This is a genomic window from Agrobacterium sp. SOY23 (assembly GCF_027212525.1).
GTDB lineage: Bacteria > Pseudomonadota > Alphaproteobacteria > Rhizobiales > Rhizobiaceae > Agrobacterium > Agrobacterium tumefaciens_I.
The window spans coordinates 103,410-121,342 of record NZ_JAPWDT010000009.1 but is presented as its reverse complement, the minus strand read 5'-3'; the positions used below and the strand labels follow the sequence as shown (position 1 = coordinate 121,342).

Here is a 17,933-nt window from a genome sequence, read left to right as displayed (position 1 = left end):
CTTCTTCTATCTGAACCGCGGCCTCACGCCACCGCACGCGCCAGCGCACAATGCGACCAAAGCTGGTGCAACGCACCGACCAGATGCTCGATATCCGCATCGCTATGCAGCGGTGTCGGCGTAATGCGCAGGCGCTCGGTCTTGCGCGGCACGGTCGGATAGTTGATCGGCTGTACGTAGACGCCGTGATTGTCGAGCAGGATATCCGAAATCCACTTGCACTTGGCGGCATCGCCGACCATGACCGGCACGATGTGGCTTGGATTGTCCATATGCGGAATACCGCGGGCATCGAGAAGACCGCGCAGCTTGCGCACCCGGTCCTGATGGCGGGCGCGCTCGAAGGGGCTGGCCTTCAGGTGCTGGATCGAGGCGATCGCACCGGCGGCGAGCGACGGCGGCAGGGCCGTCGTGAAGATGAAGCCGGATGCGAAAGAACGAATGAAATCACAGACCGCGGTGGAGCCGGTAATGTAACCGCCCATCACGCCGAAGGCCTTGCCAAGTGTACCCTCGATGATCGTCAGGCGATCCATCAGACCTTCGCGCTCGGCAATGCCGCCGCCGCGCGGACCATACATGCCGACAGCGTGGACTTCATCGAGATAGGTCATGGCGCCGTAACGGTCGGCCAGATCGCAGATTTCCTTGATCGGCGCGATGTCGCCATCCATCGAATAGACGGATTCAAAGGCGATGAGCTTCGGCGCATTCGGATCGGCGGCCTTGAGCTTCGCCTCAAGATCTTCGAGGTCGTTATGTTTCCAGATCACCCGCTCACAACGGCCGTAACGGATGCCCTCAATCATCGATGCGTGGTTGAGCGCATCGGAGAAGATGATGAGGCCCGGAATTTTCTGGCCAAGCGTGCCGAGGGTTGCCCAGTTGGAAACATAACCCGAGGTGAAGATCAGCGCCGATTCCTTGCCGTGAAGGTCAGCAAGTTCGCGCTCGAGCAGGACGTGATAATGGTTGGTGCCAGAAATATTCCGGGTGCCTCCCGCACCCGCGCCACAGTGATCGATGGCGGCTTTCATGGCTTCGATGACTTTTGGGTTCTGGCCCATGCCGAGATAGTCGTTGGAGCACCAGACGGTTACATCCTTGCGCTCGCCATTGGCGTTGTACCGTGTCGCGCGGGGAAAATTGCCCTGTTGGCGCTCGATATCCGCAAAAACGCGATAGCGTCCCTCAGAATGCAGGCTTTGCAGTTCCGTCGTGAAAAATGCCTCGAAGTCCATGCCATGCTCCAGAATTGACCAGATCGTTTTCTGCCTCGATACGGGGACCGTCAACCCTTGCGGGTCACTTTAACCGTGTCTGCGTCAATTCGCCGTTGTTTTGAACCATTCCAATAAACCGTTTATAGAACCCAATGAAAAGTACAAAATTGATTCACATCAAAAAACCCGGAATTTTGGAACCTTTTTCGCCCGGCCCCGTTGTTTGGGACGCAATCGATTTACGCTCGGCGGAAAGCCTGAAAGAGGAGGCTTCCCTAAACGACATCGAATTGTTAGTTATCTGTGGCGGTCGGAGGTAGCAGTCGCCGCAGATAAATATGGGACGCCTACCGAGCCGAAGAGCTCATTGTAACGTTGGAGAGAGTTTCATGAAAAAGGCAATCATATTTGCGCTCGTCGGCCTGTCGCTTGCAAGCTGCACGCAGACTGAAAAGGGCGCTTCGATCGGCGCCGTTTCCGGTGCCGTCATTGGTGGGGCCATTACGGGTAACGTTCGCGGCGCAGCAGTTGGCGCGGCAATCGGCGGCGTGGGCGGTGCTCTGATCGGCAATGCTTCCGAGCCGGGCTATTGCTATTATCGCGACCAGTACGGTCAGCGTTACACGGCACGTTGCCGCTAATCGCTGCGCGACATACCGTTGCACAGAAGCCCCGGTCATCCGGGGCTTTTTGCGTTATGGCGGGCAAAACTCAGGCGGAAGGGTCCTCAAAGCCGTTTATTTATGATTAAATTGCAATGTTAACGGACAGGAAACGGGTTAGAGCGACAATAAATGCTCAACCATAAAGCAGCTTATGCGAAGAACACGAACTAACCCGAAGACAGGTATTGCGTATCGGAAAGCTGGCACCGCCCTTGCGGTTGCTTTCACGTTCGCCCTGTATCCGGCGTTTACCCGTGACGCCTTCGCCTTCAAACTGTTCGGCATGCGCCTCTGGGGTTCGGAAGAACCGGAGGTCGAGGTTATCAACCCGGTCAAATATGCCGTCACGCTGAATGCTGCCGATGCGGATAAATCCCTGCAAGACAGCCTGGAGAACAGCTCGCTGCTCCTGGCGGACAAGGACAAGCCCGCCTCCGGTGATCTCGGCCTCCTGATAAAGGCGCGAGATGACAGGGACAGGATGATCGCGGCGCTTTATGAAAATGCCCGTTATGGCGGCATCGTCAATGTTACGGTGGCCGGAAAGAACGTCGATGACCTGCCACCCAATCCGGTTTTCGATCACAGTGCGCCCGTACCCGTCGTCATAACGGTGACGCCCGGCCCGAAATTCACGCTCGGCAACATTCGCCTCGAAGGCGATGTGACCGGCCGCAACCTTGAAGAATATGGTCTGACGGCTGGCGGAGATGCCGGGTCTCTGGCGATCATCCGCGCCGGCAACAAGCTGATCGACGATCTGAAGGCGGAAGGCCGCCCGCTTGCCAAGCTGACAAAGCGCGAAGCAGTCGCAAACCACGCGACGAACACGGTCGACATCACCATGGCGGCCGAAGGCGGCCCCGTCGCGCCGCTCGGCACGGTCACCGTCACCGGTGAAAAGACCGTCGATGGCGACTTCATCCGCCGTTATTCGCGTCTCAATGGCGGCGAGCCCTATTCGCCGGAAAAGCTGCGCAAGGCCGCAGACCGGCTGCGCCAGCTTGGCGTTTTTTCCAGCCTGACCATCAAGGAGGCGGGGACACTCGCCCGCGACGGCACGATTCCGCTGACCATCGAGGTCTCCGAAGGCAAACACCGTTATTTCGGCGTCGGCGCGCAATATTCCACCACGGAAGGCATCGGCCTCCAGGGCTATTGGGGTCACCGGAACCTGTTCGGGCAGGCGGAATCGCTGCGTATCGAAGGCTCGGTTTCGCGCATCGCCGAAGCATCGAGCGTCGAAGGCATGGATTATTCGGCGGGCATCACCTTCACCAAGCCCGGCATGTTCAATCCACGCACCACCTTCAAGACCAGCCTGATTGCCAAGACCGAACATCCCGATACCTATGAGGCCAAGACCATAACCGGAACCGCAGGTTTCAGTTATGAGCTGAACGACACCGACACCGCCGCCGCCGGTCTCGAAGTGCAATGGGCCGATACGGAAGACGCCTTCGGCAGGAATGAATATCTCACCACCTCGATCCCGCTGGAATTCGTTCGCGATACACGCGACGACAAGCTCAATCCTACCGAGGGCTTCCGCGCATCGCTGGCCGCCAAGCCGAGCTATGAAGCGCTGAATGGCACCTTCTTTTCCTCTTTCGAAGGCTCCATTACGGGCTACAAGGGGCTAGGCGCCGAGGACCGGTTGATCATGGCCGGAAAACTTTCCGGCGGCGTGCTCGTCGGCGGCAGCGACCTGCAGGACATACCCACCACACGGCGCTTTTATGCCGGTGGCGGCGGATCGGTACGCGGCTACAGCTATCAGGAAATATCGCCCTATAATGCGGCGGGCGACGCAACCGGTGGCCGCTCCTATGTGGTCGGTTCCATCGAAGCCCGCATCAAGGTCACCGATACGATCGGCATCGTGCCCTTCATCGATGCCGGCGTGGTTTCGGATGATGTGGCCCCCGATTTTTCCGATATCCGGGCTGGCGCCGGTATCGGCCTGCGTTACGCCACGCCCTTCGGGCCTCTGCGTCTCGATGTCGCCATGCCGCTCGACAAATACGATGGCGGCAACAGTTTCGGCATTTATGCTGGCATCGGCCAGTCTTTTTAAACGCCGCAGTCGAACACCCTTACAACAGAGTGTAGATTACCCTTGATGAAAACGTTGATTCGATTGCTGAAATGGCTGGGCTACGCTGCTTTGTGCGGCGTGGTGCTGGTGTTGCTTGCGGTTCTGTTCGTCGGTTTTACCCCGATGGGCGCCCGAATTGCCGCAAAGCAGATTTCATCGCTCGTTTCCACGCCCGATCAGACGATCGAAATCTCGCCTCCCAGCGGGCTTTTGACCGGCCGCCTGCGGCTCGACAATGTTACCCTTTCAGACCGGCAGGGGGCCTATGCCCGTGTGAACCAGATCGCCGTCGACTGGTCGCCGCTCTCGCTGCTTGCCGGCACCTTCCATGCCGACCGGATCTCGGCCGGATCGATCGATGTCGAACGCAAACCGCTTGCCCCCGAGCAAACGGCGGCGAAGAGTGCCGGCAATTCATCGCTGCCGATCGAAATCACCATCGACAATTTCAGCTTTCCCGATATCAGCCTCGGGCAATCGCTTCTCGGCCGTGCCTTCGATCTGAATGCCGAAGGCAACCTTACGGCTGCCCAGGACGATATGCGGCTGTCGCTCACCGCCCACCGGCTGAATGCGCCGGATGCGGAGGTCAATGCCGACATCGCCTTCCTTCCCAACGAAAATGTCCTGAAGCTGAAAGCGGAGATGAAGGAACCCGAAGGCGGGCTTCTTGCCACGTTGCTTTCGCTTCCCGGCACGCCCGCAGTGGCGATAGATCTCAATGGCGAAGGCCCGCTTTCCGACTGGACAGGCAGCCTGCGCGGCAATGTCGCCGGCAACCCTGTCGTCAACGTTACCGGCCGCCATCTTCTCGGCGACGACGGCACCCGCCGTATCGAGATTTCAGGCGGCGGCCAGCCCGACCTGCTCCTGCCGCCCGCCTTCCGCCAGCTTTTTGCCGGCGAAACCAAACTCGATGCAAATGCGTCTCTCTCACCGCAGGGCCGCATTGAAATCGGCAGCAGCACCCTGGAGACCGGCACATTATTGCTGACCGCCTCGGGCACCGTCGATCCGAACGGTGAGAACGATCTCGCCGCCAACCTCATCGGTACGGCGGGGCCTGTCGATTTTCGCTGGCCGCTCAACAATGGCGAGGTTCAGGCCCTCATCAACGGCCTCGATCTTTCCCTCAAGGGTGATGCAAACGCCGCACATCTCAACACGACCGCATCGTTGCGCAGTCTCTCCCTGCCGCAGGGCCGGCTTGAGGATGTCAAACTGACCGCCGAAAGCGCCGATCTCAATATCGCCAACCGCAGCGGCACGATCGTCACCGTCCTTTCCGTGGCGCAATCGTCCTTCGTCAGCCCGGATATCGACCGGCTGGTGCGCGCACCCCTCACCGTCAAGGCGCCGCTCAGTCTCTCCGCTTCCGCCATCGGCTTTGACGGCGCAACGCTGGAAAGCGCCAGTGTCGGTGGCACGCTGAAAGGCAGTTTCGATCTCGTCGACAACCGCCTGACTTCGAGCATTCAGCTCTTCGCATTGCCCGCCACGCTTCCACCGGCGCTCGCGGAAAAATTCGACACGACCATTGCCCTCCAGGGCGACATAGACCTGACCATCGGCGGACGCACCAGCGTTGAGAACCTCGTCGTCAAATCCGGAACGATCGAGGCGGCCGGTAATGTCAGCCTCGAAAACGATGCGCTGAGCGCCGACCTCAAGGGTAAATTCCCCGCTCTCGAAAAGCTGGCACCGCAGGCGAAGGGCGTTGCCGATTTTGCAATCGAAGCCAGCGGTGCACTTGCTGCACCCGACTTTAATGTCACCCTGAGTTCCGAAAGCGCGATCCTTGCCGGACGAAAGCTCGAGGCGCTGAAGATCAATGCCTCGGGCAAGGCCGACCCGGCTGCGCCGCAGGCGAAGCTGACGGCCAGCGGTAGTCTCGACCGGCAGAAAATCGACGCCAATGCCAATGTGGTTCAGACCGAAAACGGCACGGCAATACCCGAGCTGCATGTGGCGGTGGGCCGCAACATTTTGAACGGGCAGCTGCAATTTTCGCAGCAATTCCTGCCTTCCGGCAATCTCTCCTTCAATTTCCCCGATCTCGCCCTGCTGGCCGCACTCGCCGCGCAGCAGGCGGATGGCGATATTGCCGGCGATATCGCGCTGAGTAACGCCAATGGCCAGATCGCCGCGACGATAAAGGCAAATGGCGGCAGCATCCGCCAGGGCACCACGGTGATCTCGAAGCTGGCCGCCGATATTTCCATTGACGATCTCCAGGCGCTCGCGATCAATGGCAAGGTCAGCGCCGACAGCGTCAATGCCGGCGCGACCGCGATTTCCGGCCTGAATGCCACGATTGGTCATTCCGGTACGACGACCCAGTTCGACGTCAACGGTCGGTACGATAATGCGCCGCTGGTGGTGAAGGGCAGTGCCGACACTGGCGGATCGCCGATGACGGTGCGGGTGGACGCCTTTTCCGCTGCCCCGAAGGGAATTGCGGTTCGCCTTGAAAAGCCAAGCACCGTTGCCATCCAGAATGGTACGGCCCGCATTTCCAATCTGACCATCATCACCGGTGACGGGCGTGTCGAGGTCAACGGTACGGCCGGATCGACGCTCGACATCAAGGCCGATATTCGCTCGCTTCCCGCGAGCCTGGCCAATGCCTTCGCCACCGGGCTGGATGCGGCGGGCAACATCTCCGGCTCGGTCAGTGCCAAGGGCGCGGCATCAGACCCTTCGGTCGAGTATAATCTGAACTGGGCCAATGCCGAGGTCGCGCAGACGCGCGCCGCGGGGCTTGCCGCACTCGGCATCAGGGCGAACGGCCGCTTTGCCGCCGGCATGCTGCAGATCGACACGAATGTAACGGGTCAGGGCGGCATGTCGCTTTCCGGCGGCGGCTCGCTCGGCATCGCCGGCAATCGCCCGCTTGCCATGGCCTTCACCGGCAAACTGCCCTTCTCCGCCGTCGCGGCGCAGACTGCGGCGCAGGGCCTCGATGTGGACGGCACTGCCGCCATCGATGTGAGAATCTCCGGCAGCGCTTCCGCACCGGTCGTTACCGGCAGCATCACCACCGATGGTACCCGCCTGACCGATGTGCGCCGGAACCTGACGATCAACGGGCTGGGAGCAACCGTTACCTTCGATCGCGATCGCGCCGTCATCTCCCGGTTGACGGGCAAGCTGGCAGGCGGCGGAACGATCTCCGGAACCGGCAACATCGGCATTGCCGGTGGTTCGGGTTTCCCGGCCGATATTACGATTACGCTCGACCGCGCCGGTTATAATGACGGAACGCTGGTGACGACGGTGGTAAGCGGCACGCTGACACTGAAAGGCCCGCTTCTCGGTTCTCCGGTGCTGGGCGGCAACCTGACGCTGGACAGAAGCGCCATCACCATTCCTGAGAAACTTCCAGCCTCGCTGACGGAAATCGACGTCAAGCACAAGAACGCTCCGCCAAAGGTGCGCGCGCAGGCAAAGTCACTCGGGGCCGACCAGGGCGGCAGCGGCAGCTCATCTCCCATCAATCTCGATTTGCAGGTGAATGCGCCGAGCGGCATCTTCGTGCGCGGGCGCGGCATTGATGCGGAATTGACCGGCAATCTGACGATCCGCGGCACGGCGGCCGTTCCCGTCATTTCCGGCGGCTTTGAAATGCGCCGCGGCCGGCTGGAGATCCTGACCCGCCGCCTTGATTTCACCACCGGCAATATCAGCTTCGGCGGCGGCCTCATCCCGGTTCTCGACATGAAGGCGGACTCGACGGTCGGTTCGACGACGATCACCGTGTCCGTTTCCGGCAATGCCAACGACCCTACCTTCGCCTTCTCCTCCGCCCCGGCGCTGCCGCAGGATGAGGTTATGGCGCAGCTGATCTTCGGGCAATCCATGTCGAAACTCTCGGCCCTGCAGATCGCGCGGCTGGCCGATGCCGCCGCCCAACTGGCCGGCGGACGCTCCACCTCGTTGTTCGACAAGCTCAGAAGCAATCTCGGCGTCGACGATCTCGATATTTCGACCGATTCCGAAGGGCAGGCCCGCGTTTCCGCCGGCAAGTACCTCAATGAAAGAACCTATCTCGAGCTGCAGCAGAGCGGTGAATCCGGTGCAAAGGCGATCATCAACCTCGATGTCGGGCGTGGCGTGAAGCTGCGCGGCGAAGCGGGCGGCAATGGCGAAGGCGCAGCCGGCATATTTTACGAGAAGGAATATTGAGACGGCTTCGCATTTAGGTTTGCGAAACCATCTCATGTTACGAATCTTCCATTGAAGACGGAAATATTGTTTCCGGCTGTTCAGGCACCAGGCAGAACGCCAAATCCGCATATGCAAGTGTCGGTGCACTTGCGCCGGCCTCCACAGCGAGCATTGGGAAGAATTCTGATGGCAATGATTAACTCTACCAATTTTGGCGGTGAGACGCTCGAAATCATCGCATTCCGCCTGCATGATCAGGAGTTCTGCGTGAAGACGACCACCATCCGCGAAATTCGCGGCTGGGCGCCTTCCACGCCCATTCCCCACGCGCCGAAAGACGTCATCGGCGTCATGAACCTGCGCGGTTCGGTCATTCCGATCATCGATCTGGCTCACAAGCTTGGCATGAAGAGCACCGTCGCCAATGAAAGAAGCGCGATCGTGGTGGCCGAAGTGCACAACATGGTCATCGGCATGCTGGTCGACCGCGTGTCCGACATTCTGACGATCCCGGCAAATCAGGTCCAGCCGGTTCCGGAAATCTCGGCCTCCTTCGACAAATCCTATTCCGAAGGCATCATTGCCAACGAACATGGCATGATCTGCTTCCTGAACCTCGCGAAAATGTTCAAGGGAACCGAAGCGGAAGATCTCGCCGCTTAATCAGGCGTGTAACCTGAAGCGCCGATTGCATCCTGATGCAGGCTTTTCACGGCCCCTATCGAGAACTGAACCAGACCGCCGGAGCATCCGCCCGGCGGTTTTTATTTTGCGCCTGTTCCGCAAATGTAAATAAGAACATTTTAATATTATGAATATCTAATATTAAAAGCCGACGAATAGTATTCACCCGCATGAGGGCCCGATAGCTGACGGAGGCTTTAAAGTCGCAAGTGCCTGTACGCCGCCTTCGGTGGCAAACCTGTTCGTTGTTCAACATGATACGGCGCAGACTGCACCTTCCGTGCGACAAGCCGCGCCGTTGGCCGATATTTGGGGGACGTTAATGCTGGGGTTAGGGAAAAGCGCAGATAACCGAAATATGCTCGATGCGATATCCAGATCGCAGGCGGTCATAGAATTCGATCTCAAGGGTAATATTCTCACGGCAAACCGCAATTTCTGCACGGCGCTCGGTTATGAACTCGCCGAAATCGTCGGCAAGCACCACCGCATCTTCTGCGATGGCGACTTTGTCGCCTCGCGCGCCTATCAGGAATTCTGGGAATCTCTTGCCCGTGGTGAATTCCAGGCCAAGGAATATCGCCGCATCCGCAAAGACGGCTCGGTCATCTGGATCGAGGCCTCCTACAATCCCGTCTTCCGTTCGGGAAAACCCTATAAGGTGATCAAGATCGCCACCGATATCACCGCCAAGAAAATCAGAGCGGTGGAAGACGCCGGCAAGCTGGAGGCACTCTCCCGCTCGCAGGCCACCATCGAATTTTCTCCTGACGGCACGATCATCACCGCCAATCCGAATTTCTGCGCCGCAGTAAATTACGACCTCAAGGAAATCGAGGGCAGGCATCATCGCATGTTCTGCGATCCCGCCTATGCGGCGACATCCGACTACGCCAATTTCTGGCGGCGGCTGGCCTCCGGTGAATTCATCTCGGACGAATTTGTTCGTTACGGAAAGAACGGCAAGGAAATATGGATCCAGGCCGCTTACAACCCCGTGCTGGACGAGGCTGGCAAGGTGGTGAAAGTGGTGAAATTCGCCACCGACGTGACACCCCGCATGAGTGCCATCGCCGTTCTGGCCGAGGCCCTGCGGGCGCTGGCCGAAGGTGATCTCGTGCAGCGCCTCGATACCGGCTTCGTGCCGAGCATGGAGAAATTGCGACAGGACTTCAACGAAGTGGTCGGCAAGCTTCAGGCCACCATGCAGACCATCGCCCATAATGCCTCGACCATCGCTTCCGGCTCGGGTGAAATCCGCATAGCCGCCGATCAACTCTCACAGCGCACCGAACAGCAGGCCGCCTCGCTGGAAGAGACGGCCGCCGCACTGGAAGAAATCACCACCACCGTTACCGATGCCAGCCAGCGCGCCGGCGAGGCCGGGAAGCTGGTGCTGCGGACGCGGGAACATGCCGAACACTCCGGCGACATCGTTCAGCAGGCGATTTCCGCCATGGATGCGATTTCCCGATCCTCTGGAGAAATCACCAACATTATCGGCGTCATCGACGACATCGCCTTCCAGACCAATCTTCTGGCGCTGAATGCGGGCGTCGAAGCCGCCCGCGCCGGGGAGGCCGGCAAGGGCTTCGCCGTCGTGGCACAGGAGGTGCGGGAACTCGCGCAGCGGTCCGCCGTCGCGGCCAAGGAAATCAAGTCCCTCATCAACACATCCCGCGAACAGGTCGCCAATGGTGTCGACCTTGTCGGCAGAACCGGTGGCGCCCTTAAGGATATTCAGTCCCAGATGGGCGAAATCGACGCCAATGTCTCGGCCATCGTCGAGGCATCGCGCGAACAGGCGAACGGGCTCCGGGAAATCAATCAGGCCGTCAACGTCATGGACCAGGCGACCCAGAAAAACGCCGCCATGGTGGAAGAAACCACCGCCGCCAGCCATGGTCTCGCCAATGAAGCGGAGAACCTGCATGAATTGCTGCGGCAGTTCAGAATATCACACGAGGCTTCTGTATCCCCTACCCGGCCGGCTGACAAAAAGCCAGCGGTCGTGACCAGACTGCCGGTGCAGCAGCCACGATATGCCACGCCGAGATCTCACGGAAATGCTGCAGCCGAATGGGCGGAATTTTAGGCCGCATCTGAAACCGGAGGCCGCCGGAAAAACGGCGGCCACACCACCAGAGCGTTTTCGCTTTTTCCAAACGCGATAACGCTCTGACACATTTCACTTCCGGACGGAAAACAGAGGTCCGACCTTCCCGGCAATGCGCTATAGAATGATGCGCTCCGCGCGGGTGAAGATTTCAAACTCCTCACCCCGCACCAGCGCGACAAGGGTGACTCCCGCCTTCTCCGCCGTTTCGATGGCGAGAGCCGTGGGCGCCGAGATCGCCGCCAGAATGGGGCTGCCGAGAATGGCCGTCTTCTGGACCATCTCCACCGACAGGCGGCTGGTGACGGCCACAATGCCCGCATGGGAAGGCAGTTCCGCATTGATGACCGCACCCGCCAGCTTGTCCAGCGCATTATGGCGACCGACATCCTCTCGCGCCGCAAGCAGCCCCTTCCGCGCATCGTAGAAACCCGCGCCGTGAACAGCCCGCGTCTCGCGATTGAGACTCTGCGCCTCGTTCAGCGCTTTCATCGCGGCAACGATGTCATGACCGCCGACTGAGATTTTGACGTCGTTCAAATCCGGCACCACACGAACCGCTTGCTCTATGGATTCGATACCGCAAAGACCGCAACCGACCGGGCCGGCCATATGCCGCCGTCTTGCCCGCAGGGCATCGGCATTGGTATCCTGCAAATCCACCTGAACATCGTAGCCCTGCCCGGCCTCCACCACTTCGATGGCGCGGATGTCCGCCTTCACCGATATGATACCCTCAGTAAGGCTGAACCCCACCGCGAAATCGACCAGATCGGCTGGACTGGCCATCATCACGGCATGGGTGCTGCCACCATAAGAAAAGGCAACCGGCACCTCCTCAGGCACCGCCCGCTCGCCCTCGGTTACTCCCCCTTCCCGCAGAGCGGTTCTTGCGACCCTTCGGTAACTTGCCTTTGTCGACACGGCGATCATTCCTCCATGATGAAAAAACGCCTTGCTTCGCTTGCGATCGAAAGGCAGCGTTTCTTTCCGACATCACATCTAGCCTATAGCGCCGAGAAGCGGAATCGGTTTCCCCAAGCATGCTTCGCTAAAGCGGGACTGTTGGCCGCGCTCTACGTCGTCGTCCTTGCTCCGTTTGCCGACATGAGTCGCGACGCTCGGACCGACTGGGCCAGTTGACATGCAGCCACGTGGCGGCTGGTGTGTTTCACACATGTGAGGACAGGCAGCGCCAAAAACAAAAAAGCGACCGAAACGGCCGCTTTCTGTTTTAAGTTTTTTGTGGGCAGTCATTCTTTCGAACCCGCCCGGTGCTTTCAAGCAGCGACGAGAACCTCATGCAGGTTCGTCAGCTCATAGAGGTGCTTTTCAAGCTTGGTCAGATGTTCGTGGTGATGATTGCCCTCTTCGATTTCGGCCTTGGCCGCATCGATACGCTTCTGCAGCGTGTCGGGAGACATATCATCGGCCGAAATCGCGGATTCGGCGAGAAGCGTGCAGCCGGTCGGAAGAATATCGGCAAAACCGCCGAAAACCACATATTTATGGGTCTCGCCGGAAGCGAATTTCACCGTTACCAGACCCGGCTTGATCGTGGTCATCGTCGGCGCGTGATTGGCCAGAACGGTCATTTCACCCAGCGTAGCCGGGATGACGACTTCCGTAACCGTTTCGGAAACGAGCAGACGCTCCGGGGAAACGAGATCGAATTTGAAACTGTCAGCCATGGCTATTCACTTCTTTTCAATTACGCGGGCGTCACGGACTTGTCTTTTACACCGTAGGCGAAAGCCGTTCTGGTTTCGCCGTCATTGGTTGGAAGGCGCGCGGTAAAACCACGCGCCCGCCAATTCATAATCAGGCAGCCTCGGCAGCCAGCTTCTTCGCCTTTTCGATGGCTTCTTCCATCGAACCGACCATGTAGAAAGCAGCTTCCGGCAGGCTGTCGTATTCGCCGTTGACCAGGCCCTTGAAGCCCTTGATCGTGTCTTCGAGAGCAACGAGCTTGCCCGGCGAACCGGTGAAGACTTCGGCAACGAAGAACGGCTGCGACAGGAAGCGCTCGATCTTGCGGGCGCGTGCAACCGTCAGCTTGTCTTCTTCAGACAGTTCATCCATGCCGAGGATGGCGATGATGTCCTGGAGAGCCTTGTAACGCTGCAGGGTCGACTGAACCTTACGAGCCACTTCGTAGTGCTCTTCGCCGACGATCATCGGGTCAAGCATACGCGACGTGGAGTCGAGCGGGTCAACAGCCGGGTAAATACCCTTTTCGGCGATCGAACGCGACAGAACCGTCGTTGCATCAAGGTGTGCGAACGAGGTGGCCGGAGCCGGGTCGGTCAAGTCGTCGGCGGGAACGTAAATGGCCTGAACCGAGGTGATCGAACCCTTGGTCGTGGTGGTGATACGTTCCTGCATCTGGCCCATGTCGGTTGCGAGCGTCGGCTGATAGCCCACGGCCGAAGGAATACGGCCGAGCAGAGCCGACACTTCCGAACCAGCCTGCGTGAAGCGGAAGATGTTGTCCACGAAGAACAGAACGTCCTGACCTTCGTCACGGAAGTTTTCAGCGATCGTCAGACCGGTCAGAGCGACGCGGGCGCGGGCACCCGGCGGTTCGTTCATCTGGCCGTAAACCAGCGCGGCCTTGGAGCCTTCGCCACCACCGAGCTTGTTGACGTTCGACTCGATCATTTCGTGATAGAGGTCGTTACCTTCGCGGGTACGTTCACCCACGCCGGCGAATACCGAGTAACCACCATGCGCCTTGGCGACGTTGTTGATCAGTTCCATGATGAGAACGGTCTTGCCAACGCCGGCGCCGCCGAACAGGCCGATCTTGCCGCCCTTGGCGTAAGGAGCCAGAAGGTCGACGACCTTGATGCCGGTGACGAGGATCTGCGCTTCGGTCGACTGCTCGACGTAAGAAGGTGCATCCTGGTGGATGGCGCGCTTCTTGGCCGTGGTGATCGGACCGGCTTCGTCAACCGGTTCACCGATGACGTTCATGATGCGACCGAGCGTTTCCGGACCGACCGGAACTTCGATTGGCGCGCCGGTGTTGGTGACGGCCTGACCGCGGACCAGACCTTCGGTCGAGTCCATGGCGATCGTGCGAACGACGTTCTCACCGAGATGCTGCGCGACTTCCAGAACCAGGCGGTTGCCATTGTTCTCGGTTTCGAGCGCGTTCAGGATCGGAGGCAGTTCGCCTTCGAACGCCACGTCGACAACAGCGCCGATAACCTGGGTAACCTTGCCCGCGCCGTTCACCGCTGCGGTTTTCTTGGGGGTAGCTGCCTTAGCCATTATCCTTACCCTCTTTCCTTACCTCAGAGCGCTTCCGCGCCCGAAATGATTTCAATGAGTTCCTTGGTGATCTGAGCCTGACGCTGACGGTTGTAGGAAAGCGTCAGCTTGTTGATCATCTCACCGGCATTGCGCGTTGCATTGTCCATCGCGCTCATCTTGGCGCCCATTTCACCGGCAACGTTTTCGAGCAGAGCCCGGAAAACCTGAACCGAAATGTTGCGCGGAATAAGGTCTTCCAGAATAGAAGCCGCATCGGGCTCATATTCGTAGACGGCGTTCTGCGTCGCGGCATCCTCTTCCACAACGGGCGTTGCGGCCGGGATGAGCTGCAGGCCGGTCGGGATCTGGCTGATGACGGACTTGAATTCCGAATAGATCAGCGTGCAGACGTCAAACTCACCCGCGTTGAAGAGCGAGATCACCTTCTTGGCGATCTGGTCGGCGTTTTCAAAACCGACCTTCTTCACTTCGCGCAGTTCGACGCGCTCGATGATGTTGGCTGCAAATTCGCGGCGAAGGCTGTCGTAACCCTTCTTGCCAACCGTGATGATCTTGACCGTCTTGCCTTCCGAAATCAGCTTGCGGGCGTGATCGCGGGCAAAACGGGAAATCTGCGAGTTGAAACCGCCGCAAAGACCACGTTCAGCCGTGCAGACGACGAGCAGGTGCACGTCGTCCTTGCCGGTGCCGGTCATCAGCGCCGGAGCAACGTCCGCCTCGACCGCCGTGGCGATGTTGGCAAGAACGGCGCTCATGCGCTGAGAATAAGGCCGGGCGGCCTCCGCAGCTTCCTGGGCGCGCCGAAGCTTCGCCGCGGCGACCATTTTCATCGCCTTGGTAATCTTCTGCGTCGCCTTTACGGAGGCAATGCGGTTTTTCAGATCCTTTAGTGAAGGCATCCGTTATCCGTCCGAGTAAAAGAGCCCTGATTACGAAAAAGACTTGGCGAAGCTATCAAGAGCGCCCTTGAGCTTGCCCTTGGTATCGTCGCTGATAGCCTTTTCCGTGCGGATGGTGTCGAGGATCGCCTTGCCTTCCGACCGGAGGTAGGAGAGCAGGCCCTGCTCGAACTTGCCGACCTGTGCGACCGGAACCTTGTCGAGGTAACCGTTGACACCGGCGAAGATCACCGCAACCTGCTCTTCCGTCTTGAGCGGAGAGAACTGCGGCTGCTTCAGAAGCTCGGTCAGGCGTGCACCGCGGTTCAGCAGGCGCTGCGTGGAAGCGTCAAGGTCCGAGCCGAACTGGGCAAAAGCGGCCATCTCGCGATACTGGGCGAGTTCACCCTTGATCGAGCCGGCAACCTGCTTCATCGCCTTGATCTGGGCGGCAGAGCCAACGCGCGAAACCGACAGACCGACGTTAACAGCCGGGCGGATACCCTGATAGAACAGGTCGGTTTCAAGGAAGATCTGGCCGTCTGTGATCGAGATCACGTTGGTCGGAATGAAGGCCGAAACGTCGTTACCCTGGGTTTCGATGACCGGCAGAGCCGTCAGCGAACCGGCGCCCATTTCGTCGGAGAGCTTTGCAGCGCGCTCGAGAAGACGGGAATGCAGGTAGAAAACGTCGCCCGGATAAGCTTCACGGCCCGGAGGACGGCGCAGCAGAAGCGACATCTGACGATAGGCAACGGCCTGCTTGGAAAGGTCGTCGTAGCCGATGAGAGCGTGCTTGCCGTTGTCACGGAAGTATTCGCCCATGGCGCAGCCGGCAAACGGTGCCAGATACTGCATCGGAGCCGGATCGGAGGCGGTTGCAGCAACGATGATCGAATACTGCAGCGCGCCGCGCTCTTCGAGAACCTTCACGAACTGGGCAACGGTCGAACGCTTCTGACCGATAGCGACGTAGACGCAATAAAGCTTGTCGCCGTCGGGACCATTGTCGTGAATGGCCTTCTGGTTCAGGATCGTGTCGAGAATGATCGCGGTCTTGCCGGTCTGGCGGTCGCCGATGACGAGCTCGCGCTGGCCGCGGCCAACCGGGATGAGGGCATCGATGGCCTTGAGGCCGGTCGACATCGGCTCATGAACCGACTTGCGCGGAATGATGCCGGGAGCCTTGACGTCAACGCGCGAACGCTTGGCGGCATTGATCGGGCCCTTACCGTCGATCGGGTTGCCGAGCGCGTCAACGACGCGGCCGAGCAGTTCCGGACCAACGGGAACGTCAACGATAGCGCCAGTCCGCTTTACGGTGTCGCCTTCCTTGATGTCACGGTCCGAACCGAAGATAACCACACCGACGTTGTCGGCTTCGAGGTTGAGCGCCATGCCACGGATGCCGCCCGGGAACTCGACCATTTCGCCGGCCTGAACATTGTCAAGGCCATAGACGCGGGCGATACCGTCACCGACGGAAAGCACCTGACCGACTTCCGAGACTTCCGCCTCGTTGCCGAAATTTTTGATTTGATCTTTCAGAATTGCGGAAATTTCCGCGGCGCGGATATCCATCAGCCAACCTCTTTCAGTGCAAGCTTAAGGGTGGAAAGTTTGGTGCGAAGAGACGTATCGATCTGGCGGGAGCCGACCTTGACGATCAGGCCACCGAGGATCGAGGGATCGACGGTAACGGAAACCGCCACATCCTTGCCAGTAACGCTCTTCAGCGCCGCCTTCAGTTCAGTTTCCTGCGCCTCGTCGAGCGCATGTGCCGAGGTGACCTCGGCGGTGATTTCGCCGCGGTGGGCGGCGGCAATGGTGCGGTAGGCGCGGATCATGCCGGGAACGGCAAAGAGACGGCGGTTATTCGCAACAACCTTGAGGAAATTGAGTGCGAGACCGCCGATGCCGGCCTTTTCGCAGATCGCGGTGATTGCCTTGAACTGATCCTCGGCGGAAAACACCGGGCTCGCAACCAGACGCTTCAAATCGTCGCTTTCGTCGAGAAGTGCGCCAAACTTGTCCAGTTCGGCCTGAACCGCTTCGACCGTACCCGCTTCCAAAGCAAGCTCGAAAAGCGACGACGCATACCTTTCCGCTACACCGGATGTTCCCTGGGAGGTCTCTGCCACGGGCACTTTTTCCCTGCTAATCGTCCAAGACCATCAGCGATGGGGCTCCACCGCATCAAATTCTTGAAATCGTTTCAATTTCCCCGAAAAAGACCGGAATTCCCCCCTGCCTTTTCCCAATTTCGCGGTCCGTCTAGCATAGGACGCCGGGACTCGCAACACGCGTAATAGCGGAAAGCGCCGTTTGGGCAAGGGGGAATGCGTTTAAATTTTCCGATTTCGCTCAGGATGCGGCGCATGTGCGGCACAAAAGCCAAAAAGCCCGCCTCAGACCAGCCCGAAGACGTAGCTCAACGCAAGTGCGGACAGCAGAAAGTGTACAACCAGAAGTAAGAAATTCCGCATGGTTGCGCCACCGTCCGACAATATGGAGAGAATGCCGCCGAAGACGCTGAGGCCGAATGCGGCACCAAAGGCGAGATAGACCATCGGCTGGGCGAGAAGCAGGGCGGCGGCACCGAGGCCGAGATAAAACCCGGCAAGCGACGAGCGCACGAGCGCGTAACCATCCCTGCGCTCACCGGCCGGCTGCAGACCGAAGGCACGAAGCGTCAGCCCCGGTGCAAACATGAAAAACAGGCCGATGACCGCCGATACGACCGCTGCACCGAAGGCCAGTTGCTCGCCAAACTCGGCCGGAAAATAAAACTCCATCTCGTTCCCCAAATCATTGTGTTGTTCG

13 protein-coding genes are annotated in these 17,933 nt (G+C 59.3%); 5 read left to right on the top strand and 8 right to left on the bottom strand.

Annotation, left to right across the window (positions count from 1 at the left end):
- Positions 1–23: 23 nt before the first annotated feature.
- Positions 24–1,241 carry a 5-aminolevulinate synthase gene (hemA, locus tag O3S81_RS22935; RefSeq protein WP_003521261.1) on the bottom strand — a complete coding sequence of 406 codons (1,218 nt, stop codon included), beginning with the start codon at positions 1,239–1,241 and terminating at the stop codon, positions 24–26.
- A gap of 371 nt (positions 1,242–1,612) precedes the next feature.
- Here hemA and O3S81_RS22930 point away from each other — a divergent pair, with 371 nt between their 5' ends.
- The 5 genes from O3S81_RS22930 to O3S81_RS22910 all read left to right on the top strand — a co-directional run bounded on the left by O3S81_RS22930 (position 1,613) and on the right by O3S81_RS22910 (position 10,932).
- Positions 1,613–1,864, top strand: coding sequence for a YMGG-like glycine zipper-containing protein (locus tag O3S81_RS22930; RefSeq protein ID WP_003504940.1), 252 nt, complete (start codon positions 1,613–1,615; stop codon positions 1,862–1,864).
- 175 nt (positions 1,865–2,039) lie between these two features.
- Positions 2,040–3,965 carry an autotransporter assembly complex protein TamA gene (locus tag O3S81_RS22925; protein ID WP_269346980.1) on the top strand — a complete coding sequence of 642 codons (1,926 nt, stop codon included), beginning with the start codon at positions 2,040–2,042 and terminating at the stop codon, positions 3,963–3,965.
- Between the two features lie 45 nt (positions 3,966–4,010).
- Positions 4,011–8,171, top strand: coding sequence for a translocation/assembly module TamB domain-containing protein (locus O3S81_RS22920; RefSeq protein WP_269346978.1), 4,161 nt, complete (start codon positions 4,011–4,013; stop codon positions 8,169–8,171).
- Positions 8,172–8,339: 168 nt separating this feature from the next.
- Positions 8,340–8,816 (top strand): chemotaxis protein CheW, encoded by a 477-nt coding sequence (locus O3S81_RS22915; RefSeq protein ID WP_003504949.1) that lies wholly within the window; start codon positions 8,340–8,342, stop codon positions 8,814–8,816.
- 379 nt (positions 8,817–9,195) lie between these two features.
- Positions 9,196–10,932, top strand: coding sequence for a methyl-accepting chemotaxis protein (locus O3S81_RS22910; protein WP_442864983.1), 1,737 nt, complete (start codon positions 9,196–9,198; stop codon positions 10,930–10,932).
- Between the two features lie 138 nt (positions 10,933–11,070).
- On the opposite strand, the gene fdhD is transcribed toward O3S81_RS22910, so the two are convergent.
- The 7 genes from fdhD to O3S81_RS22875 all read right to left on the bottom strand — a co-directional run bounded on the left by fdhD (position 11,071) and on the right by O3S81_RS22875 (position 17,905).
- On the bottom strand, positions 11,071–11,886 hold the full coding sequence (gene fdhD / locus O3S81_RS22905; RefSeq protein WP_269346970.1) for a formate dehydrogenase accessory sulfurtransferase FdhD: 816 nt from the start codon (positions 11,884–11,886) through the stop codon (positions 11,071–11,073).
- Positions 11,887–12,233: 347 nt separating this feature from the next.
- Positions 12,234–12,644 (bottom strand): F0F1 ATP synthase subunit epsilon, encoded by a 411-nt coding sequence (locus tag O3S81_RS22900; protein ID WP_269346969.1) that lies wholly within the window; start codon positions 12,642–12,644, stop codon positions 12,234–12,236.
- Positions 12,645–12,774: 130 nt separating this feature from the next.
- Positions 12,775–14,229 (bottom strand): F0F1 ATP synthase subunit beta, encoded by a 1,455-nt coding sequence (atpD, locus tag O3S81_RS22895; protein ID WP_269346967.1) that lies wholly within the window; start codon positions 14,227–14,229, stop codon positions 12,775–12,777.
- Positions 14,230–14,252: 23 nt separating this feature from the next.
- Positions 14,253–15,131 carry a F0F1 ATP synthase subunit gamma gene (locus O3S81_RS22890; RefSeq protein WP_269346965.1) on the bottom strand — a complete coding sequence of 293 codons (879 nt, stop codon included), beginning with the start codon at positions 15,129–15,131 and terminating at the stop codon, positions 14,253–14,255.
- A gap of 30 nt (positions 15,132–15,161) precedes the next feature.
- Positions 15,162–16,691, bottom strand: a complete 1,530-nt coding sequence (gene atpA, locus O3S81_RS22885) for a F0F1 ATP synthase subunit alpha (protein ID WP_004443771.1) — start codon at positions 16,689–16,691, stop codon at positions 15,162–15,164.
- Positions 16,691–17,257 carry a F0F1 ATP synthase subunit delta gene (locus O3S81_RS22880; RefSeq protein ID WP_269346960.1) on the bottom strand — a complete coding sequence of 189 codons (567 nt, stop codon included), beginning with the start codon at positions 17,255–17,257 and terminating at the stop codon, positions 16,691–16,693. Before O3S81_RS22880 ends, atpA begins: the two co-directional genes overlap by 1 nt.
- 261 nt (positions 17,258–17,518) lie before the next feature.
- Positions 17,519–17,905: an AGROH133_08824 family phage infection protein gene (locus O3S81_RS22875; RefSeq protein ID WP_269346958.1), complete on the bottom strand. Its 387-nt coding sequence runs from the start codon at positions 17,903–17,905 to the stop codon at positions 17,519–17,521.
- Positions 17,906–17,933 lie beyond the last annotated feature (28 nt).